Source organism: Bifidobacterium sp. LH_743 (assembly GCF_056355775.1).
Window position 1 is genome coordinate 319,655 of the sequence record NZ_JBKESZ010000001.1, and the last position, 19,449, is coordinate 339,103.

The 19,449-nt window shown below is 61.3% G+C and carries 19 protein-coding genes; 9 read left to right on the forward strand and 10 right to left on the reverse strand.

Annotation, left to right across the window (positions count from 1 at the left end):
• Positions 1–96 precede the first annotated feature (96 nt).
• The 3 genes from AC1ATL_RS01250 (at position 97) to AC1ATL_RS01260 (ending at position 3,496) form a co-directional block, all read left to right on the forward strand.
• Positions 97–1,305 carry a DUF2974 domain-containing protein gene (locus tag AC1ATL_RS01250; RefSeq protein ID WP_476567859.1) on the forward strand — a complete coding sequence of 403 codons (1,209 nt, stop codon included), beginning with the start codon at positions 97–99 and terminating at the stop codon, positions 1,303–1,305.
• Positions 1,306–1,457: 152 nt separating this feature from the next.
• Positions 1,458–2,138, forward strand: coding sequence for a TetR/AcrR family transcriptional regulator (locus AC1ATL_RS01255; RefSeq protein WP_476567861.1), 681 nt, complete (start codon positions 1,458–1,460; stop codon positions 2,136–2,138).
• A gap of 167 nt (positions 2,139–2,305) precedes the next feature.
• Positions 2,306–3,496, forward strand: coding sequence for a pyridoxal phosphate-dependent aminotransferase (locus AC1ATL_RS01260; RefSeq protein ID WP_432624572.1), 1,191 nt, complete (start codon positions 2,306–2,308; stop codon positions 3,494–3,496).
• 236 nt (positions 3,497–3,732) lie between these two features.
• Here the strand turns inward: AC1ATL_RS01260 and gnd are convergent, their stop codons facing one another.
• The 3 genes from gnd to AC1ATL_RS01275 form a co-directional block, all read right to left on the reverse strand.
• Entirely contained in the window at positions 3,733–4,626 is an 894-nt protein-coding gene (gene gnd / locus AC1ATL_RS01265) for a phosphogluconate dehydrogenase (NAD(+)-dependent, decarboxylating) (RefSeq protein ID WP_476567863.1), read from the reverse strand.
• A 216-nt stretch (positions 4,627–4,842) separates the two neighbouring features.
• Positions 4,843–6,171: a GntP family permease gene (locus tag AC1ATL_RS01270; RefSeq protein ID WP_476567865.1), complete on the reverse strand. Its 1,329-nt coding sequence runs from the start codon at positions 6,169–6,171 to the stop codon at positions 4,843–4,845.
• Positions 6,172–6,239: 68 nt separating this feature from the next.
• The gene (locus tag AC1ATL_RS01275) at positions 6,240–6,779 is read right to left on the reverse strand and encodes a gluconokinase (protein ID WP_476567867.1); all 540 of its coding nucleotides are present in this window, start codon (positions 6,777–6,779) and stop codon (positions 6,240–6,242) included.
• Positions 6,780–7,041: 262 nt separating this feature from the next.
• Here AC1ATL_RS01275 and AC1ATL_RS01280 point away from each other — a divergent pair, with 262 nt between their 5' ends.
• Positions 7,042–7,761: a FadR/GntR family transcriptional regulator gene (locus AC1ATL_RS01280; RefSeq protein ID WP_476567869.1), complete on the forward strand. Its 720-nt coding sequence runs from the start codon at positions 7,042–7,044 to the stop codon at positions 7,759–7,761.
• A 168-nt stretch (positions 7,762–7,929) separates the two neighbouring features.
• On the opposite strand, the gene AC1ATL_RS01285 is transcribed toward AC1ATL_RS01280, so the two are convergent.
• Complete coding sequence (locus AC1ATL_RS01285) at positions 7,930–8,721, reverse strand: DUF4037 domain-containing protein (RefSeq protein WP_476567871.1); 792 nt, start codon at positions 8,719–8,721, stop codon at positions 7,930–7,932.
• Between the two features lie 178 nt (positions 8,722–8,899).
• Between AC1ATL_RS01285 and AC1ATL_RS01290 the strand changes: the two genes are divergently transcribed.
• Positions 8,900–9,415, forward strand: coding sequence for a GNAT family N-acetyltransferase (locus AC1ATL_RS01290; protein WP_476568350.1), 516 nt, complete (start codon positions 8,900–8,902; stop codon positions 9,413–9,415).
• A 68-nt stretch (positions 9,416–9,483) separates the two neighbouring features.
• On the opposite strand, the gene AC1ATL_RS01295 is transcribed toward AC1ATL_RS01290, so the two are convergent.
• From AC1ATL_RS01295 to AC1ATL_RS01310, 4 genes are all read right to left on the reverse strand, one after another.
• Positions 9,484–9,744 carry a hypothetical protein gene (locus AC1ATL_RS01295; protein ID WP_476567873.1) on the reverse strand — a complete coding sequence of 87 codons (261 nt, stop codon included), beginning with the start codon at positions 9,742–9,744 and terminating at the stop codon, positions 9,484–9,486.
• A complete protein-coding gene (locus AC1ATL_RS01300; RefSeq protein ID WP_476567875.1) occupies positions 9,737–10,033 on the reverse strand; it encodes a DUF4160 domain-containing protein in 297 nt (98 codons plus the stop codon). Before AC1ATL_RS01300 ends, AC1ATL_RS01295 begins: the two co-directional genes overlap by 8 nt.
• Complete coding sequence (locus AC1ATL_RS01305) at positions 9,993–10,253, reverse strand: hypothetical protein (protein ID WP_476567877.1); 261 nt, start codon at positions 10,251–10,253, stop codon at positions 9,993–9,995. Before AC1ATL_RS01305 ends, AC1ATL_RS01300 begins: the two co-directional genes overlap by 41 nt.
• A 78-nt stretch (positions 10,254–10,331) precedes the next feature.
• The gene (locus tag AC1ATL_RS01310; RefSeq protein ID WP_432623000.1) at positions 10,332–11,579 is read right to left on the reverse strand and encodes an MFS transporter; all 1,248 of its coding nucleotides are present in this window, start codon (positions 11,577–11,579) and stop codon (positions 10,332–10,334) included.
• Between the two features lie 429 nt (positions 11,580–12,008).
• On the opposite strand from AC1ATL_RS01310, the gene AC1ATL_RS01315 reads away from it, so the two are divergent.
• The 4 genes from AC1ATL_RS01315 to rsmD all read left to right on the forward strand — a co-directional run bounded on the left by AC1ATL_RS01315 (position 12,009) and on the right by rsmD (position 17,804).
• A complete protein-coding gene (locus AC1ATL_RS01315; RefSeq protein ID WP_476567879.1) occupies positions 12,009–13,973 on the forward strand; it encodes a tetratricopeptide repeat protein in 1,965 nt (654 codons plus the stop codon).
• A 167-nt stretch (positions 13,974–14,140) separates the two neighbouring features.
• Positions 14,141–14,335 (forward strand): 50S ribosomal protein L28, encoded by a 195-nt coding sequence (rpmB, locus tag AC1ATL_RS01320; protein WP_003807649.1) that lies wholly within the window; start codon positions 14,141–14,143, stop codon positions 14,333–14,335.
• A 179-nt stretch (positions 14,336–14,514) separates the two neighbouring features.
• Positions 14,515–17,178, forward strand: a complete 2,664-nt coding sequence (locus tag AC1ATL_RS01325; RefSeq protein ID WP_476567882.1) for an ATP-dependent DNA helicase RecG — start codon at positions 14,515–14,517, stop codon at positions 17,176–17,178.
• Between the two features lie 11 nt (positions 17,179–17,189).
• The gene (rsmD, locus tag AC1ATL_RS01330) at positions 17,190–17,804 is read left to right on the forward strand and encodes a 16S rRNA (guanine(966)-N(2))-methyltransferase RsmD (protein ID WP_476567884.1); all 615 of its coding nucleotides are present in this window, start codon (positions 17,190–17,192) and stop codon (positions 17,802–17,804) included.
• A 38-nt stretch (positions 17,805–17,842) separates the two neighbouring features.
• Here the strand turns inward: rsmD and trmD are convergent, their stop codons facing one another.
• Both trmD and rimM read right to left on the reverse strand, forming a co-directional pair.
• Positions 17,843–18,748 carry a tRNA (guanosine(37)-N1)-methyltransferase TrmD gene (gene trmD / locus AC1ATL_RS01335; RefSeq protein ID WP_476567886.1) on the reverse strand — a complete coding sequence of 302 codons (906 nt, stop codon included), beginning with the start codon at positions 18,746–18,748 and terminating at the stop codon, positions 17,843–17,845.
• A gap of 112 nt (positions 18,749–18,860) precedes the next feature.
• The gene (rimM, locus tag AC1ATL_RS01340) at positions 18,861–19,448 is read right to left on the reverse strand and encodes a ribosome maturation factor RimM (protein ID WP_026646989.1); all 588 of its coding nucleotides are present in this window, start codon (positions 19,446–19,448) and stop codon (positions 18,861–18,863) included.
• Position 19,449 lies beyond the last annotated feature (1 nt).

Here is a 19,449-nt window from a genome sequence, read left to right on the forward strand (position 1 = left end):
GCGTTCCCATTCGCCGACGTAGGATGGACGATGCGGACGCATAATTTGGACGCATAATGGAATGCGGAATGCCGACAGCTGCGAAAGGGGTGTGCGATGGGCAACATCATCGATTACGCACGCACGGAGACGCGTGATTTCGACGCGCTTGCCTTCCGCGAGGCCGACGCGCTTGTGCTCGCGCAGCTTTCGTACGACGACGTGCCGGAATGCGTGCCGCGGCTTGACGACGTCGAATCGCGGTACGGCACGCTGCATGATCGTGTGAAGGAATTCGACCCGCGCCATCCGATACGTTCCGTGCGGATGCTGCGAAAGCCCCCATTCGACGGTGTGACGATCGCGCGCGCCGACGACGAGCTGCACCACGGAAGCGCGGTGCCCGACCATAACGTTGAGAATGTGGGCTTGGTCGATCCGCAGGTGACGCACGACTTCTACCATGCCATCGCCGCGAATCCGCGTTTTTCCGGCATTGAGATGGGCGCTTTTCTCGAGCAGTTCGACGGCGATGAGCAGACGCAGTTCGCCGCCGTGACCTATCGTCTGCCGTCCGGCATGCTGGTTGTGGCGTTCCGCGGTACCGACGATTCGCTTGTGGGTTGGAAGGAGGACTTCAACATGGCCTTCCAATACCCGGTGCCGGCGCAGGTGACCGCTGCCGACTACCTGGCCAGGGTGGCCGCGTTGTGGAAGGATGTTCCGATCGTGCTCACCGGCCATTCCAAAGGCGGCAATCTGGCCGTTTATGCGGCGATGAACGCCGCGGACGGGGTGAAGGACCGCATCGAACGCATCTATTCGCTGGATGGTCCCGGCTTCCCCGAAGCCGTGGTGAACAGTTTCGAATACTCGAGTGTCAGCAGCCGCATCGTCAAAATCGTGCCGGACTCGTCGGTGGTGGGCATGGTGTTGGAAACCCAGGAGCGCTGCATTGTGGTGAAATCCGACGTGGAAGGCATCATGCAGCATTTCGCGTTCTCCTGGCGGATGCATGGCGATGAATTCGACAAGGTGGAGGATGTGGCCAGCAGCTCGGTCACTTTCAACAAGGCGCTGAACAAATGGCTGTCCAACCTGTCCAAGGAGCAGCGGGAACGCGCGGTGGACGCGTTGTTCGCGGTGCTTGAGGCTTCCGGCGCGGGCAGCATATCCGCGATGATGGCGGCCGGTCCGAAGGTCATTCCCGAAATGCTTGGCACCTATGTTGGATTGAGCGGCGAGGACCGGCGCAATCTGAACCAGGCGCTGGCGATTATGCTGCAGGCCGCGCTCGCCCGCAATCCGAAAGTGCGGCGCAAGTGAATGGTCGCGGGCGATGATGTGACGGGACGAAAACGTCCGCCGTCGATCGTCATAAATGCGACATGGTGTGCAATTTGTTCTAGACAGCCTGTATAGTAATTCGCGTTGCGTATGTGTTGCGTATATGAAGCGACTGTCCACAAGGGGAGACCATGCCACGTCCACGCCACGATTCGGAGATCCTGCCCGCGAAGGAACGTCTCGAAAACGCGTTCTGGGAACTGCTTTCTGAGCGGGAATACCGCAAAATCACCGTCACCGACATCGTGCGGACGGCAGGGGTGAATCGCAATTCCTTCTATTACCATTTCGCGGGGCTGCCAGAGCTCGCCGACTCCGCCATTTTGCATGCCGTGGAGAACACGCCGATGCCTGGCACGCCCGATGCGAGCTTCAACCCCGACACCGAATGGCGCAAGCATGTGACCGCGTTGCTGCGTGATCCCGAACAACGCCAACGGCTCGACCGGCTCGCACTGCTGGCCGGCCCGCACAGTTCGCCGGAATTGGTCGAATCGATGCGGGAATTCGGCAGGCTCACCCTGATCTCCGTGCTGGGACTTGATGCGGACCATCTCGACCTGAAAACCGACCTCATGCTCGACTTCACCGTCGGAGGCATGCTCGCGGTGCTCCGCCGCTGGCCGAAACTGCACGAGCAGCTGCCGATGGACGCCGTGTTCAACGAGGATCTGGCGGTGTTGGCCACGGGCCTGTTCATGTCCATGTCCAAAACCGACATGCTGGGGTACTGGAAGCGCATCTTCAGCAGCGGCTTCGTGGCGGGGCAGGACGCACAGGACGAAGCCGACGGCGACGCGCAGCGGAAGTAGACGACGGGCGGCGGATGTGGGCAGAAGGCACGCCCGCGGCAAGCCGAACAGTGAACGTTGCGCCGCATGTCGTGACTTTTCGGTGGTAGAAAGTCTGTAGCGACGCCCTTCCAGGGCGCGGCGGGCGCTCTTCGGCGCACGTAACAGCACGACAGGGAGGTTGTTCCATGATCAACGAAGCCTACAAGGCCATGCTCGGCGGCAAATCCGTGATCCGCGAGCTGAGCGAATACGCGACCGCGCGCGGCGCCGAAATCGGCTATGAGAACGTGTTCGACTATTCGCTGGGCAACCCGAGCGTGCCGTGCCCGCAGGACTACACGGACGCCGTAATCGATTTGTACAAGACGGCTGAGCCGGTGGCGCTGCACGGTTATTCGCCGTCCCTGGGCATCCCGTCGGTGCGCAAGGCGATCGCCGAAAGCCTCAACCGCCGCTTCGGCATGGATTACACGGCCGATTACATCTTCCCGACCACGGGCGCGGCAGGCGCGTTGGCGCACGCGCTGCGCGTGGTGACCAAGCCGGGTGACGAGGTGATCACCTTCGCCCCATATTTCCCGGAATACCAGCCGTATGTGAACGGCACCGGCGCGCATCTGACCGTGGTGCCCGCGGACACCGAGAACTTCCAGATCAACTTCGAGGCCTTCGAAAAGGCGCTGAATCCGGGAACCGCGGCGGTACTCATCAACACTCCGAATAATCCGTCCGGCGCGGTCTACTCCGCCGAGACGCTGACCCGTCTGGCCGAGGTGCTCAACGCCAAGCAGGCCGAGTACGGCCACGACATCTTCCTGATCTCCGACGAACCGTACCGCGAGATCGTGTTCGACGGCGGCGAGCAGCCGTATCCGAGCAAGTTCTACGACAATACGCTCTCCTGCTATTCGTATTCGAAGTCCCTGTCGCTGCCGGGCGAGCGCATCGGCTATGTGGCCGTGAATCCGCGCGCTACCGACGCCGAGCTGATTGTGCCGATGTGCGGACAGATCAGCCGCGGAACCGGCCACAACTGCCCGTCTTCCACCGCGCAGCTGGCCGTGGCCAAGGTGGTGGACGAGACGAGCGACCTGTCCGTGTACGAGACCAACATGAACCTGCTGTACGACGCGCTGACCCGTCTGGGTTTCGACGTGGTACGTCCTGGCGGCACGTTCTACATCTTCCCGAAGGCGTTGGAGGAGGATGCGAACGCGTTCTGCATGAAGGCCAAGGATTACGACCTGATCCTCGTGCCGTCCGATAGCTTCGGTGTGCCCGGCTACTTCCGCATGGCGTACTGCATCGACACCGACAAGGTGAAGCGTTCCATCGCGGCGCTTGAGCGTTTCGTGCACGAGGTTTACGGCCGCTGAAGCCGATGGGCTGTTAGGTGATGGGCCGCATGCCGCTAATCGCCTGAATAGATAACGTGAACGCCGTTTGGGGCAAATGCCTTCAAACGGCGTTTTTCGATTGAATTCATCCGGAATCGGTGCGATTCGCGGTTCCGGCAAGGTCCGTCTGGTGCAATGCGGGCGGTGCGTGGGTATGATACGGACGGAGTGCGTCCATTGCGCTCCGTCCGCATTTGCACTGTACTCACATATGGTCAGTGCGTGGCGATTTCGTCGATTTTGGTGACGTGGCCGCCGAATTGGGCGCGCATGGTGGACACGACGCGCAGGATGTCGTCGGCTCCGCCACGTGAGGCTTGGCGGGCGTACAGTGCGGCGGCGGTGGCCGGGGTCGGCACGCCAAGTTCGAGCGCCGCTTCGATCATCCACTTCGCCTCGCCGGATTCGTTGGCTACCGGCGGCATGGATTCAAGCGTCGGATCCGCCTTGAACGCGATGGCCAGCAGGTCCAGCAGCCAGGATTGCACGACGGATCCTTCGCGCCAGGACGACATCACGGCCGCCGGGTCTTCGATGAGCTGCGACTTCACCATGGTGGCGAAACCCTCGCCGAACGCCTGCATCATGCCGTATTCGATGCCGTTGTGCACCATTTTCGCGAAGTGGCCGCCGCCCACCGGGCCGGCCAATACCAGTCCTGAATCGCCTTCGGGCTTGAGGGCCTCGAAAATCGGGCGTGCCCTATCGAAATCCTCCTGGCTGCCGCCCACCATGAGCGCGTAGCCGCGGTCAATGCCCCACACACCTCCGGACACGCCGCAATCCATGAAATGGATGCCTTTCGTCTCCAATTCGGCCGCGTGCCGTGCATCATCGGTGTAGTGCGAATTGCCTCCATCGATGATCATATCGTCGGGATCCAGCAATCCGGCAAGCTCGTCGATGGTGCTGTCGGTCGCATCTCCGGCGGGCACCATCACCCATACGAGGCGTGGGGCCTTGAGCGCGGACACCAATTCCTCAAGACTGGACACGGTGCGGTCCGATTCGGGGGAGCGGTCGTAGCCGACCACCTCGTGTCCCGCGGCGGCGATGCGTTTCGCCATATTGCCACCCATTCGGCCCAGTCCGATCATTCCCAACTGCATGATGTGCTTCTTTCTACGAATTTCTACGATTTTTTATGAATTTCTGCGAAAAAAAAATGTGCGATTTGATAGGTTTTGACGCCGTCCGCAGGCTTTCCGCGTCCTCCGCAACGTGAAAAAGAAGATGACGGAAGACCTTGCGGACGGCAAGATTCGGTTATGCCGGTTATGCGTTTGTGCTTGTGATTGCGATTCTGGAGGCTGTTCCCGGTATGGTCACAGCACCAGCGAAAGCAGCATCACGCAGCCCAGGCCGGTCACGGACAGGATGGTCTCCATCAGCGACCAGGTCTTCAGCGTCTGGCCCACGGTCATGCCGAAATATTCCTTGACCAGCCAGAAGCCGGCGTCGTTGAGATGCGAGAAGAACACGGATCCTGCGCCGATGGCCAGCACCAGCAGTGCCAGATGGGTTGGACTCATGCCGGCGGCGAGCGGCACCATGATGCCGGATGCGGTGACGGTGGCCACGGTTGCCGAACCGGTGGCGAGACGGATGAGCACGGCCACCAGCCAACCGGCGATCAGCGGGTTCATGGCGGATTCGGTGATGGAATTGGCAATCACGTCGCCGATGCCGGAATCGACCAGCGTCTGCTTGAAACCGCCGCCTGCGGCGACGATCAGGATGATGCCGGCCACGGAGCCGAAGGATTGCCCGACCATGCCGTTGACGGCGTCGCGGGAGAACTTCTGCATATAGCCGAGGACCACCATGGCGAAGATCGTGGTGATGAGCAGCGCCACCAACGGCGTTCCCAGGAAGGCGACCACGCGGCCCCATGCGGTGCCGCTCTGGCCGATGAGATCCACCACGGACGCGGCGAGCATCAGCACCACAGGCAGCAGGATCACGGAAAGCGCGGTGCCGAAGGACGGACGATGCTCGGCCGACTTTGGTGCTTCGGCCTCAGCCTGGTTCTCCGGAGCTGCGATCGGCACCCACTTGGCGGCGAGCCTGCCGAACAGCGGGCCGGCGATGATGACGGTCGGAATGGCCACGATCAGGCCGAGCGCCAGGGTGATGCCGAGATTCGCGTTCAACGCTCCGATGGCGGTGAGCGGGCCGGGATGCGGCGGTATGAAGGCATGCAGCGTGGACAGGCCGGCGAGGGCCGGAATGCCGAGCAACACAACCGGGGACTTGGCGCGACGGGCGGCGAACAGCACGACCGGGATGAGAATGACCACGCCGACCTCGAAGAACATCGGAATGCCCACGATGAAGGCGATCAGCGCCATGGCCCATGGCAGAAGCTGTAGCGGCGTCTTGGCCATGATGGTGTCGACGATGGTGTCGGCTCCGCCCGATTTGAACAGAATCGTGCCGATGATCGAGCCGAACGCTATGAGCAGGCCCACATTGGAGATTGTGGAGCCGACGCCGGATGTGAAGCTGTCGAACGCCTTGTCGAATTGTACGCCGGCGCATACGGCCATGACGAACGATCCGGCGAGCAGCGAAAGGAACGGATGCACCTTGCATACCGCGATGAGAAGCACGATGACGGCGATGCCGATGACCGCCGCTGCGATGAGATTCATGAATCCTCCTTGACCCGTTGAATTTCCTGCGATTTTCGATTTTGCGATTCGTGCCGTGGACGTCTGTCCTAGGCGGCCTGTTCCTGCGATTGCGCGGCCACCTTTGCCGCGTATTCGTTCACCGCCGCGATGGCACGTTCCACCATGTCCTCGACGCTGCCTTCGATGGAGACCTCCACGCCGTTCTCATCCGGCTGGAGCGGCTCCAGAATGGCGAATTGGCTGGGCAGCAGCGCCGGCGGCATGAAGTGCCCCTTGCGCTCGTTGAGGCGTTGCTGGATGAGTTCCTGGGATCCGGTCAGGTGGATGAAGAACGTGGGCACGTCCTTGGCGAGCACCTCACGATAGCTGCGTTTCAGCGCGGAGCTGGAGACCACGGTGTTCTCGTCCAGCGCATCGCGCGCCACCATCCAGGTGTTGATGACCTTCAGCCACGGCCAGCGGTCCTCGTCGGTCAGTGGAATGCCGGCGCTCATCTTGTCGATGTTGGCCTGCGGGTGGAAGTCGTCGCCTTCCGCGTATACGTATCCGAGACGTTCGTGGATGGCTTCCGCCACAGTGGATTTGCCGCATCCAGCGACACCCATCACCACCACGTGAATGCTCATGTCGTCCTCCTTGAACCTGTTGTTCCGGTGCCTCCTCGCATCGGTGATGGCATCACTATAAATCGAAAAGTAGTACGAGTCAAATAAAAAGTACTACGAATTCGAAAAAACATGCGACTTGCTATGCTGTAGGTAGTACAAAACGGCGGCAAGTCGCGCGAACCAGGCGAATCGGTCGTCGACGGAATCGGTCGATGGCGGACGTGTCGGCGTGTCGAGAAACGGAAATGCGCGAATCGCGGGCGAATCAGGAGGGATCTGGATGGCTGAATCCGCAACCGGTGGAGAACTGCTGCAGGACGCCGTAAGCCGCACGCTGGCCATCGAAATGCTGGACGGCAAATGGGCGGCCGGCGAGAGCAAGACGTTGGAAGACGTGCAGAACCGTTTCGGCATCTCGCGTACCGTGGCGCGGGAAGTGGCGAAAACGCTGGAATCGATGGGCGCGGTGACGGTCCGTCGTCGTGTCGGATTGGTGGCGCGGCCGTTCTCCGAATGGCAGGCGCTCAACCATCAGGTCATCGAATGGCGGTTGCACTCCACGCAACGTGAGCGTCAGCTGTCATCGTTGACGGAATTGCGATTGGCGGTCGAGCCGGCAGCGGCGGCTTCGGCGGCGCGACTTGCCTCCATCGACGTCAAGGCGAAGTTTCCGGTGTATGCGGCGCAGATGCGCCGGATTGCGGAATCGAATGAGGAAGGTGCCGCCGGTCTATCGGAATTCCATTATCTGGATGTGGAATTCCATACTCTGATTCTGCGGGAAAGCGGCAACGAGCTGTTCGCGGCGCTTTCCGATACCATCGCCACCGTGCTACGAGGCCGCGTGGAACTCGGCAAATACCCGATGAAGCCGAAGCCGGCGGCGTTGGACGCGCATGACGCCGTGGCCGACGCTATAGCCAAGGGCGATCCGGAACGTGCGCGCGAAGCCATGTTCGACATCGTCGACGAAGTGGCCCGCGCACTCAACTTCTTCTGAACCTGTCTTCTGGATCCGTCTTCTGAACCCGTCCAAGCCGCCGTCCGTCGTGCTACCAAGCCCGGACGGCGGCGACGATGGCCATATCGATGGCGAAGCAAGATGCTTCCGTCGTGGTGTGGCGCCGTATGCCACGAATTCCGCGGGAAGTGTGCGTTCGTTGTAAAATCACAGCCTGTCATCGACGGTTTGCTGCAAATTATCGACGATGCTGCCCAAGGTTTCGCTGAACGTCTTCTGATCGGCGTACATGGAATCGAACAACGTATCGAGATTCGCGCGGAAATCCTCGGGCAGGATGGCGCAATCGCGCTCGGCGATCCTGTCGAGGCGCTTCTCGCCGGGATGGGTGCGGTGGTTCAGTGCGAACACCACGTCGAAATACGATTCCATGAACGCGGCGATGCGATGGTTGACGGCGATTTTGTCGCCTCGGCTCGCTGCTGTGCGGATCTGTCTGTCATACGACGGCAGATTGCCGGTGAGCAGGCGCATGTTGCGGTTGATGATGTTGCGCCGTAGCGGTTCCGGGAACGGCACATCGAAACGCTGGCGGGCCGCGGCGTACCGGCCGTCGCGGTCGAACAGGATTTTGCTGGTGAGCAGATTGTGCCACATGCATGTCGTGTAGCCGTTGTTGGCGTGGAATCGTTCCACCACGTCGGCGACGTTGTCCGAGAACCGGTCCAGATCGCGGTACAGGATGTCGATTCCGACGCCGTCGTTGAGCGTGCAGTCGTCCTCCGTCTCCCAGAAATCGTTGTCGATTTCCATATGACCGCAGTATTTGTCGAGCAACCGGCGTCGGCGCTCCGCCGGCACGGTTGCGGTGACGTACACATACACGTCGTAGTCGGACTTTCCGTCGTCGTCTCCGGTGGCGCGCGAACCGCCCAATGTGATGGCCTCCACTTCCGGCCATGCGGACATCGCCGTAACTAAATCATCAACTAATGACATCGTTTACCTCTCTCTGCTTCATTGCCTGAGTGATGCTTCATTGCATCACTTTATGCAAACGATGCCATCATAACATACCAATTGGTAACTGTCGATTCCGGTAACTGCCGTTTTCCGCCACGGCGTCTTCGTGATAGTACAGTTCATGACGGAAGCAAACGATGATATGGTCGGCGTTATGCGATTGATTGAAGCGTGGCTGGGCGAGCCAGAGCGGACATATGAGTTGTTTGGTAAGTTCGCGGCGGACGAGAACGGGTTTGAGAATCCGGCGGCTGGTATGGGGAGAAACGAATTCGCGATGTATGTGCGCGGGCTCAAGGATGAGGCGAACGGTGTCGGTCTGCCGGCTGGCTGGGTGCCGGCCACGAAATACATCCTGGTGAACGATGGTGGCGAGTATGTCGGTATCATCAATCTGCGGCATGAAATCAATGATGCGTTGAAGGCTGGTGCGGGGCATATTGGTTACGGCATTGCCCCTGAATGGCGTGGACGCGGCTATGCCACCGAGGGGTTGCGGTTGGTGCTTCTCAAAGCTCGCGATGAGTTCGGCATCCGCGAGGCGTACCTGTCGGTACGCAAGGACAATCCCGCGTCCTTGGCTGTCCAGCGACATCTCGGTGCCTGCATCGACCATGAATCAGAAGACCATTACTTTACACGCATTGATACGTCGGCAATCGTATTGTGATTGCCTCAGCAGTCGGCGGTGGCCGAACACTGCTGGAACGGCAATTCGGCCTTGATTCTGGTTGATATCTATCTTGTCAGCCGCGCATCGTCTTCGTGGTCAGCTCCTTCGAAAGAAACCGACCGCATCTCCGTTTGCAGTTGACGGTGCAGCTGCGTTAGTTCCTGCCCATCGACGTCCCAATTGCGGACGATCGTGAAGGAAGGATAATCAAACAACACGGTGGCAAGGTCGGTTTTGCGTTCGCAGATCACTCGGTGGTTGAGAGGATTGTAGTACACATCGAAATTGCCGATACGTCCGCATTTGTGCAGTGGTGTTTCAGTCATGGAAACGGACATATCCGAATACCTCCTGCCAAGCCACAACGATGTCCGGCGCAACTGCGCGAAGGAAATCGGCGATGCCTCGCTCTTCTTTGGAGGACATGTCCGGAGATGCCTTCTCCAGTCGGACGTCTCCATTTTCAAGAATCCAGAATTTGGCCGCGGAAGGCGATTGTTTGCCACGTGCTACATGCACGTGGATGGGTTCGTTGTTTTCATTGACCCAGAAATAGACGAGGAATCCGCTGATTCTATAGAGTCCAGGCATGCTTGACTCCTCCGCGTTGAGCATAATCCATGATGGATTTCATGCCACGGACCGTGCTGATGAGGAATGCCGTCGCCTGATTATCGCTGAATCCTTTGTTCTCGACGATGCGTCCTTCCGGAATAGTCACTTCAAGATGTTGGACACCCTTGTCGAAGAAGACAAGGACGTTATGATCCGGTGTCACGTCGGAGTGCGTGACCTTCACGCCGTCGCCGGTCTCGTAATAATCGAAGATGCGCATTGATGGCCTCCTTGCTATCACTATTGTATGCATGGATGCTCGTCATGAGTTCGATGCATTGACGGTCCTGTGGATCGATCAGCCGCGCGCCGATTCTGTGGTCGGATCTTTTTGCAGGAGCAGGAAGACGAGGGCGGCGGCCAGCAGGATGGCGATCGACAGCACGCCGAGCGACGCGTTGCCGGTGATCGACGTGGTCGTGGCGACCAGGAAAGTGCCGATGATCGAAGCCGTCTTGCCGAAGATGTCGTAGAAACCGTAGTATTCGTTGGCGTGCTTCTTCGGAATGATCTTGCCGTAGTACGAGCGGGACAGCGCCTGGATGCCGCCTTGGAACATGCCGACGAGAATCGCCAGAATCCAGAATTCGAATGCGGAACGCAGGAAGAACGCGGCGAAGAAGACGATGCACATGTACGCCACCACCGCGACGGTGATCATGGTTTTCGCGCCGAAGCGGCCGGCCAGCTTGCCGTAGACGATGGCGCTCGGGAACGCCACGAACTGCGTGACGAGCAGCGCCACGACCAGCTGCGTGGAGTCGATGCCCAGCTGCGTGCCGTACGACGTGCTCATGGAGATGACGGTGTTGACGGCGTCGATGTAGAAGAAGAACGCGATCATGAACATCCACAGCGGCTTGTTCTTGCGGATCGCGCGGAATGTGGAGCCGAGTTCCGCGAACGTGCCGCGGATGGCCTCGCCGGTCTGGGACGCGGTGGCACGGTAATGCACCTGCTTGTAGCTGGTGAGCAGCGGGATGGTGAAGGCCACCCACCATGCGGCGGTGATGACGAACGAGGCGCGCGTGCAGGCCACGGTCGACCAGCCGAACAGCGCCGGACCGCCGAAGATCAGCGCGATGCACACGATGAACGGCACGGTGGAACCGATATAGCCCCACGCGTAGCCGTGCGAGGAGATGCGGTCCATGCGCTCGTTGCTGGTGGTGTCCACCAGCATGGAGTCATAGAAGGTGAGCGAGCCGTTGAGGCCGATGGTGGCCAGGACGCACACGATGAGGAACGCGAGCCAGCCGAGCGGCAGCGCCATCGCGCAGCACATGACCACGCCGGTCAGGAAGAAGCCGGTGAAGAACTTGATCTTCATGCCCTGCACGTCCGCGATGGAGCCGAGCAGCGGCATGAGCACGGCGATGACGAGCGACGCGATGGTCTGCGCGTAGCCCCAGGTGGACACGATGTTCGTCTCGCCCGCGGCCTTGAGCAGCGAATTCGTGTAGATCGGCACCACGGCGGTGGACAGCAGCACGAACGCGGAATTGCCGACGTCGTAGACGATCCACTTCTTCTCACGGGACGTCATTTTCTTGGAAGTCACGGCGGTTTGTGCTGTTGCGGTCGCGTGCGATTCGGGGGCTGTACCAGTCAATGTTGACTCTTTTCGGCTCAATGTCAATCTTATGGCTCATCTTATTCCATATGCCATCGTATGGGCGCGCTGTGGTCATGGATGCCGCCCGACATGAACATCGTATGAACAAGTTGACGTGTGGAAAAAATACGAAATAAATGGGTTTCCGCGCCATTTCCATTTATGCGGATCATTGTCTGTCACAGGTTGTTCCGTGAGACGGAACCTTCATGGCATGGCCCGTCCGAGTAGGATAAGACTGATGTCCGGTTTCGCAGATGCCGCTGTCGGCTGTTGTGGAACCGTGATGGTTCTTTTCCCGAATCGCGATCGCATGGCAAAGTCCGCCCTGCGGACGCCATATGACAAGGAGCCCTACCCATGGGTGTGCAGGTCCCGAACTCCCTTGACGCGAACGTGCGGATGCTACGGGCGGTATTGGAGCAGCCGCTGCCGGACGTGATCGACATGATCATCTACCGTGGCACCACGAACAACGCCGAACAAGCCACGCCGTTCGAGCGCTTCGCCGCCCAGCTGCTGGTCGAGGCCGGAGCGCAACGCATCCGCGACATCGCTGCCGAAAATGATCTCGAAGTGATCAGGCTGAGCACTTCGACGCGTTTCTGGATCCGCTGCAACGGCGGCGAGCTCACCGAAGAGCAGCGTGACGTGCTGCAGATGGTCGAATCGGCGCTCAACCGCATCGACTACGCCGATGACGAAGCGCACGAGGCGCTGGCGGAAGGCGTGCCGGTCGCGCAGATTGACGAACGCTACTATCTGGCGAAATCGCAACAATTCCTGCGCAACGTATCCGGGGAGATCCGAGATATCGACGAATTGCAGGAAGGCGAGAACGAATTCCGCACCTTATACGGTGTGGAAGCCGCGCGCGGCGGAAACTGGGACATCGGCACCCGCTTCGCCAACGTCTGCGAAGGCCTCGAACTGCCGTTCCGCCTGTCCTATCGGTTCGACGTGGATGCGCGGACCGGCGTGATGGTGGTGCGCTACGGCATTCCGAAGCCGTCGGTCATGCCGGTTGCTCCGCAGTATCGCGACGGTTTCGTCTCCGCATATGCCGTGCGATTGGCTGGTCTGCTGGCATGGGGCGCGTTCTCGTCCAGCGTGCGGCTCACGCAGGTCGATTTGACCGGCTGCGTGGGCGACGCGGACGGCGTCCCCGTGATCTCCATGGGTTTCGATCGCGTGCCGTTCATGATGGGTGCGTTGCCTGCCATGAAGAAGGGCGATTGCGACGCCGTGCCGTTGGACGTGGATCCGCTTGCCCTGCTCAATATTCTGCGTCCGGTGCGTTATTCGGGCCATTTCGACACCAGTCGTGCGCTGACGCCGATCGAACCGCTCGCCATGCCGGCGGTGTTCCTGGAAAACCGTACTCCCGTATGGCAGGATCGGCGTGAATTGCCGGAACCGTTGCGTGGGCTGCTGCGTGCGGACCGCGCATGCGAGCTCGACGTCATGCACGAAGGGGATGTTCCCATCTCCGCCGCCGACATCGACGCCATCGTCGAGGAAAACAAGGACTCGCCGATGGTTGCCGAACTGCAACTCGAGACGACCCTGGCGCAACTCGGCGAGGCAGTTGAGGCGAAAACCGGTTCCAACGGCGAGAAACCGCTGTATTGTAACCGCCCGGCCAGTCGCATGATGGTCTCTCTGCTCGACGGCGACGAGCGGACCCGATACTGGAAAATGCCGGACGCAATCGTCGACGTGCACCGGAACCTCGGCGAGCTTGCACTGGACAATGGCGATTTCGAACGGGCCGAACGGGAAAGCAGGACCTGCGTCGATCTCGGGCCGACCTGTGTGCAGCTCCGCGAAGGGCTTTCGCAGGTATACGGGAGGAACGGGGATTTCGGCAAAACCGCGGACACGCTCGTCGAGGCGCTGAAGCTGGCCGTGACGCCGGTCGATTGCGAAGTGCTGTACTACCGGCTCGGATACGCGCTGTGGAGGATCGGACGACTGCCTGAGGCGCTCGCCTGCTATGCGATGATGGTGGGCGGAGGCACGCCGTTCCGTCATTCCGCGAAGGATGAGGCCTACGAGTTGAGCCAGCAGATGGGACTGGCCTCGCCGGATATGACCCCCGCCGAAGCCCATGCCGCGTTGCGTGCTGGCAATGTGCCCGTGGCTCCGTCGGATACTGTGCTGAACGTGCTGGCACGGGCCGCCATAGGGCTGACCGACGCCGGTTTCCCACTGCTCGCGTATGACGCGGCTTGGGTGCTGGGCATGCGCGGCGGTGGCGACGTGGTCGCCTCGATGTCCGTCAGCCTGCGCTACGGCGTGGAGTGGAAGGATGATGTTGACTGACGTAAAACGGCGGAATATGGGGAATCGCATACGATTTCCATCCACAGGTTTTGCGATTGGCCGGGGCTGGTTGTATAGTTGAGAAGTTGTGTGTTCTGCCATGCACTTCGCTGTGTGACATCGAACGCGCAGACTTGCAAGTCAATAGTAATCATAGGGAGTCCATTATGGCAGCTCGTTGCGCAGTGTGCGGCAAGGGACCGCAGACCGGTTTCACCGTTTCGCACTCACATATTCGCAATAAGCGCACCTTCCGCCCGAACCTGCAGCCGGTTCGCACCACCATCGACGGCGAGAACGTTCGCGTTCGCGTCTGCGTGAAGTGCATCAAGGCTGGCAAGGTTCAGCGCGTTGAAGCGTGAATCGCGAAATAACAGCTTGAAACCCCGGTAAGCCGATTCGGCCGCCGGGGTTTTGCTTTATCTGCGGTGGTGCTGTTGTTTGTGCCCCTGTTGCCCGTGCCTCTGTTTTCTGCATGCCTCACAATGGTGGGGAATTCCGCCCGCCGCACAATCATCCCGTCGTGACACAATGGAGTGTTATGAGCACCACACTGGAAACCCCGATTTCTTCTATCGAAAGCAACCGTCGCAGAGTCGGTGCGTTGAAATCGCTGGGTGTGGTGTCGGTCGGCGACGCGCTGACCTACTATCCGTTCCGCGTCACCGACCCCGTGCCGGCGAAGGCGCTGCGCGAAGCGAAAATCGGGGAGAAGATGGCGTTCGCCGCGCATGTGCGGGACGTGCGCGTATTTCCGATGGCCCGGCGCGGATTCCGTCTGATCGCCGACGTGGACGATGGCGATTTCGCGCAAAGCAGGCGGCAGAGCGCTTCCATGGCGTCGCTGGTGTTCTTCTCCTACCGGAAATCGTATGTCGATTGGATCCAGCGTAAGCTGCGTCCGGGCGCGCTGCTGGTGGTCGCGGGGGAGCCGAGCGTATACAACGATCGCCTGCAATTCACGCATCCCGACCTGCTGACCGTGGATCCGGCTGCCGAGCGTACGGAGGACGAGCGTGCGGAATGGGACGACGGCTTCGGCGAAATCGACGGAACCGGCTTCGGTGAAAGCAGCGGAGTCGACGGAAGCAATGGAACGGCGGGTTTCGCGGGGAATTTCGCCGCGCCGAACGTCCACACGGGCAGTCTGAAATACGATGCGGAATCGATTCCGGAGGCGTTGCGTCACGTGTGCCGCCCCAGGCCCGTATATCATGCGAATTCGCGGATTTCCAGCGAACACATTCACGAATCGATCGAAAAATGCATGGATGCGCTGCGAGGTGACGAATACGCGGCGGCCCAGATGGCGGGCACCATGCGGCAGGACGAGGCGCCCGACGCGCAAAGCGGGGAATCCGACCTTCCACAAGCCGATCGCGAGGCCAGGACCGAAGCGCTGGCCGTCGCGGTTCCGGACATCATACCGGAACGGTTCCGCGTGGAGCATGGGCTGATGCACCGCGCCGAGGCGTTCATGGCGATCCACGATCCGCAGGACCGCCGGCGGTTCGACGAGGCGTTGCGGACATTGCGCTACGAGGAGGCGCTCGTCTGCCAGACGGCGCTGGTGCAGTCGCGCGATTCGTCACGCAAGGCCAAAGCGACGGTCTGCGCCGACACCCGTCTGAAGGACGATTTCGTGGCGTCGCTGCCGTTCTCGCTGACGGATGGGCAGCAGCGGGTCATCGACGACATCTCCTCGGACATGGCACGCGATTACCCCATGCAGCGTCTGCTGCAGGGCGAGGTCGGCTCCGGCAAGACCGTAGTGGCGGTCGCCGCGATGATGCAGGCCGTCGGCTCCGGCAAACAGGCGGTATTGGTGGCGCCGACGCAGGTGCTGGCCGAACAGCATTACGAAAGCATTTGCGGCATGGTGGAGCGTATGCGTGGCGGCGCGCAATCCGGGGAATCCGGCGGAAAAACAACGCACAACGCGGCTGTGGACAAAAGTGGACAAGTCGGCGCGGACGGTGGAACGGCGTCGGCGGACGGTGGACAACCGTCCGATCCGGCTGGCCGGCCAGCCGATATTCCGGTGCTGCTGCTCACCGGCGGCATGAAGCTCGCCGCACGCCGGCGTGTGCTTGCCGCGGCCGCCTCCGGCAAGCCGTGCATCGTGGTGGCCACGCACGCCGCGTTCTCCAAGACGTTCCAGGCACCCAACCTCGCGCTGGCGGTGATCGACGAACAGCACCGCTTCGGCGTGGAGCAGCGCGAATCGTTGAACGGCAAAGGCTTTACGGCCCCGCATCTGCTGGTCATGACGGCCACGCCGATTCCGCGCACCGCCGCCATGACCTGGTTCGGCGGCCTTGACATCTCCTGGCTCACCGAGCTGCCGGGCGGCCGCAAGCCGATCCGCACCTTCATCGTGCCGGAGGAGAACGGATCGCTCATGGCGGAGATGTTCGGCCTGATCCGCCGTCGTATCGACGCGGGGGAGCGCGCCTACGTGGTCTGCCCGCGCATCGACGCGGATTCCGAGGACGCGGATACGGCGTCCGGCGCGGATGATGCGGAAGTGGGTTCCGCGTTCGACGACATGTATGATCTGGGCGAGGACGATGCGCAGCGCGAGCAAAGGCCGCCATTGCACGCCGTCGCGGAAATCGCGGAACGATTGCGATCGCTGCCGCAGTTCGCCGGTATCCGCATAGCCACGCTGACCGGACGTGACGACGACGCGACGAAGACGCAGGTCATGGCCGATTTCGAATCCGGGAAAACACCGGTTCTGGTGGCCACCACCGTCATCGAAGTCGGCGTTGACGTGGCGAAGGCCAGTTGCATGGTGATCTTCGACGCCGACCGGTATGGATTGTCGCAGCTGCACCAGCTGCGCGGACGTGTGGGCCGTGGCGGCACCGAATCGGGCGCGTTCCTGATTTCCCGCGCGCCGGAGGGCAGCGACGCGGCGAAGAGGCTCGAAGTGATTTCCGGCACGTTGGACGGCGCCGAAATCGCGCAGGCCGATCTTGAGTTCCGCGGCGCGGGCGACGTGCTCGGCGACGCGCAATCCGGCGGAAAGTCGGGATTGAAGCTGCTGCGCGTGGTCAAGGATGTGAAAATCATCGAGGACGCCAGGGCCGAAGCTCAGCGATTGGTGGCGGAGGACCCTGGCCTGCATGATTGCGTGCAGCTTGCGGGTGCGGTATTGGACTTCACGCGCGGCAACGAGACGTTCCTGACCAGCAACTAGGCTGTGACGATATGCGCGTGATTTCAGGACGATTCAAAGGTATGGCGTTGACCGCGCCGAAGCCGGGCACCAGACCCACCACCGACCGCACCAAGGAGGCGATCTTCTCGCACCTCGATTCGTGGGGAGTGCTGGACGACGCACGCGTGCTCGACCTGTTCGCCGGGACCGGCGCGTTGGGCGTCGAGGCCTTGAGCCGTGGAGCGCGCGAACTTGTGGCGGTGGAATCGGCCGCTCCCGCCGCGGCGCTGATCGCGCAGACACTGACGGCGTTGAAGCGCAACCGTGCGTGGGAGCCGGGCATGGGCGCCCGTGTGATCAAGGCCCGCGCGGAGAAATACGCGGCCTCCGCCTCCGCCGTGGCCCCGTTCGACGTGATCTTCATCGATCCGCCGTACGCGTTCGAAACCGAGGCGTGCAACCGGCTGCTGGCCGATCTGGCGGCCCGCGAACTGACCGGCGACGGCACGGTGATCATGCTGGAACGTTCCACGCGTTCCGCCGAACCGACCGCCCCGGAAGGCTGGACCATCTCCGATCGCCGCGATTACGGCGAAACCGCCGTCTACTACATCGAGCCCGTTTCCTCCGGCGCGGCCGATGCCTCCGCCGGGGAAGGCATCTGACCCCCATTCCCGCCGTTGCCTGGCACCCAGAAAGGAAATCAGCGCTGACGGGGGTGTGCTCCGGAGACTTCCCATCCCAAGGCCATAAGCGTCTTGCGGTCCGCCTTGTCGAGCTTCGCGCAGTCGAGGGCCTCGATGAGGTCCGGACGCAGCTCATCGGTCTTGGCCAGCGCCTCGTCGCGGCGGAAACGGTCCACTTTCGCGTGGTTGCCGGACAGCAGCACGTCCGGAACCTTGATGCCGCGCCAATCGGCCGGCTTCGTATACTGGCGGTGCTCCAGGAGCGCGTTCTCGCCCGTGTAGGATTCCTCCACGATCGACGCGGCGTTGCCCATGAATCCCGGCAGCAGGCGGGTGATGGCCTCCAGCATGACGGAAACGGCCACTTCGCCGCCGTTAAGCACATAATCGCCGATCGAATATTCGCGCACGTCGACGCCCTGCGCGCGGTAATACCGCGGAATGCGCGCGTCGTAGCCCTCGTACCGGCCGCAGCCGAACAACAGATGGTCGGCGTGGCTCAGCTCCGTCGCGTCCTGCTGTCTGAACAGGGGAGCGGATGGATTCGGGAAGATCAGCACCGGACCGGGAGCGGTGGTTTCCGGACCGTCGGCTTCGCCCGCCACGCCATCCGCGGATTCCGTAGGAGCCGGGGCTTCGGAAGACGAGGTCACGTCATCGTCGTCATCGACATCAGATGCGATCGTGGCCGGTTCGAGATGCAGCAGCTCGTCAAGGCATTCGCCCCACACCTCGGGCTTCATCACCATGCCCGCCCCGCCGCCGACAGGGGTATCGTCGACGGAATGGTGCACATCGTGCGTCCAGTCACGCAGATTGTGCGCGGTGACTTCGACGAGGCCTTTCTCCTGCGCCTTGCCAAGCAGACTCAGATTCAGCACTTCGAAATATTCCGGGAACACGGACACGATATCGATCTTCATAATGTTCCACAATACCGGCATGCCTGCCAAGACGCCTGTCAAGCGGAGCTGATGCGTCCGTATATGCGAAAAGGCGCCGGCATGAAGCCAGCGCCTTTGGGAATCAGCGGGGTCAGAGCCCCGGAATGAGCCCGCCCGGCGGATCGAGAGTCAGATATCCGCCCTCGAGGTCGATATCCGGCACAAGCTCGTCCACGAACGGCACGAGCGCGCTGTTCTCGACCACCACGCCATCGGCGTCCTTGACGGGATTGGCCAGACGGATCTTGAGCAGCCACTGGGCCACTTCGATCACATCCACCACCTTGCCGACCACGGTGCCGGGCTCGAGTCCCAGCGTATTGCCTTCGGCAAGGCGTGCCTCAAGACCGATCAGGTCCTTCGGGTACCACTCGTCCGCCTCAAGCATCTCCTCCGGATCGTCCGCCTCGCCATACAGCACCACGCCATTGGCGGCCTCGGACGCATCGCGGTCGTCGATGCCCTCGAATTTGATGATCCAACGGTTCTTGAAGGTACGGGAGCTTTCCACCACGTACTCTTCCTCGCCGTCCTTCGTATACAACACAGCACCGGGAGCGAACCGGTATTCCGGTTCGTCCGTAAAGATCTGCACGGTGACCTCGCCCTTGAGCCCCTGCGCACGCCCGATACGACAGACCCTCAGCAGCTCAAGCTGTTGAGGGTCGTCGGAATGCATA

Coding starts and splice junctions, on each gene's coding strand:
- AC1ATL_RS01250 (WP_476567859.1), top strand. CDS start 97: ATGGGCAACATCATCGATTACGCACGCACGGAGACGCGTGATTTCGAC.
- AC1ATL_RS01255 (WP_476567861.1), top strand. CDS start 1,458: ATGCCACGTCCACGCCACGATTCGGAGATCCTGCCCGCGAAGGAACGT.
- AC1ATL_RS01260 (WP_432624572.1), top strand. CDS start 2,306: ATGATCAACGAAGCCTACAAGGCCATGCTCGGCGGCAAATCCGTGATC.
- gnd (WP_476567863.1), bottom strand. CDS start 4,626: ATGCAGTTGGGAATGATCGGACTGGGCCGAATGGGTGGCAATATGGCG.
- AC1ATL_RS01270 (WP_476567865.1), bottom strand. CDS start 6,171: ATGAATCTCATCGCAGCGGCGGTCATCGGCATCGCCGTCATCGTGCTT.
- AC1ATL_RS01275 (WP_476567867.1), bottom strand. CDS start 6,779: ATGAGCATTCACGTGGTGGTGATGGGTGTCGCTGGATGCGGCAAATCC.
- AC1ATL_RS01280 (WP_476567869.1), top strand. CDS start 7,042: ATGGCTGAATCCGCAACCGGTGGAGAACTGCTGCAGGACGCCGTAAGC.
- AC1ATL_RS01285 (WP_476567871.1), bottom strand. CDS start 8,721: ATGTCATTAGTTGATGATTTAGTTACGGCGATGTCCGCATGGCCGGAA.
- AC1ATL_RS01290 (WP_476568350.1), top strand. CDS start 8,900: ATGCGATTGATTGAAGCGTGGCTGGGCGAGCCAGAGCGGACATATGAG.
- AC1ATL_RS01295 (WP_476567873.1), bottom strand. CDS start 9,744: ATGACTGAAACACCACTGCACAAATGCGGACGTATCGGCAATTTCGAT.
- AC1ATL_RS01300 (WP_476567875.1), bottom strand. CDS start 10,033: ATGCTCAACGCGGAGGAGTCAAGCATGCCTGGACTCTATAGAATCAGC.
- AC1ATL_RS01305 (WP_476567877.1), bottom strand. CDS start 10,253: ATGCGCATCTTCGATTATTACGAGACCGGCGACGGCGTGAAGGTCACG.
- AC1ATL_RS01310 (WP_432623000.1), bottom strand. CDS start 11,579: ATGACGTCCCGTGAGAAGAAGTGGATCGTCTACGACGTCGGCAATTCC.
- AC1ATL_RS01315 (WP_476567879.1), top strand. CDS start 12,009: ATGGGTGTGCAGGTCCCGAACTCCCTTGACGCGAACGTGCGGATGCTA.
- rpmB (WP_003807649.1), top strand. CDS start 14,141: ATGGCAGCTCGTTGCGCAGTGTGCGGCAAGGGACCGCAGACCGGTTTC.
- AC1ATL_RS01325 (WP_476567882.1), top strand. CDS start 14,515: ATGAGCACCACACTGGAAACCCCGATTTCTTCTATCGAAAGCAACCGT.
- rsmD (WP_476567884.1), top strand. CDS start 17,190: ATGCGCGTGATTTCAGGACGATTCAAAGGTATGGCGTTGACCGCGCCG.
- trmD (WP_476567886.1), bottom strand. CDS start 18,748: ATGAAGATCGATATCGTGTCCGTGTTCCCGGAATATTTCGAAGTGCTG.
- rimM (WP_026646989.1), bottom strand. CDS start 19,448: ATGCATTCCGACGACCCTCAACAGCTTGAGCTGCTGAGGGTCTGTCGT.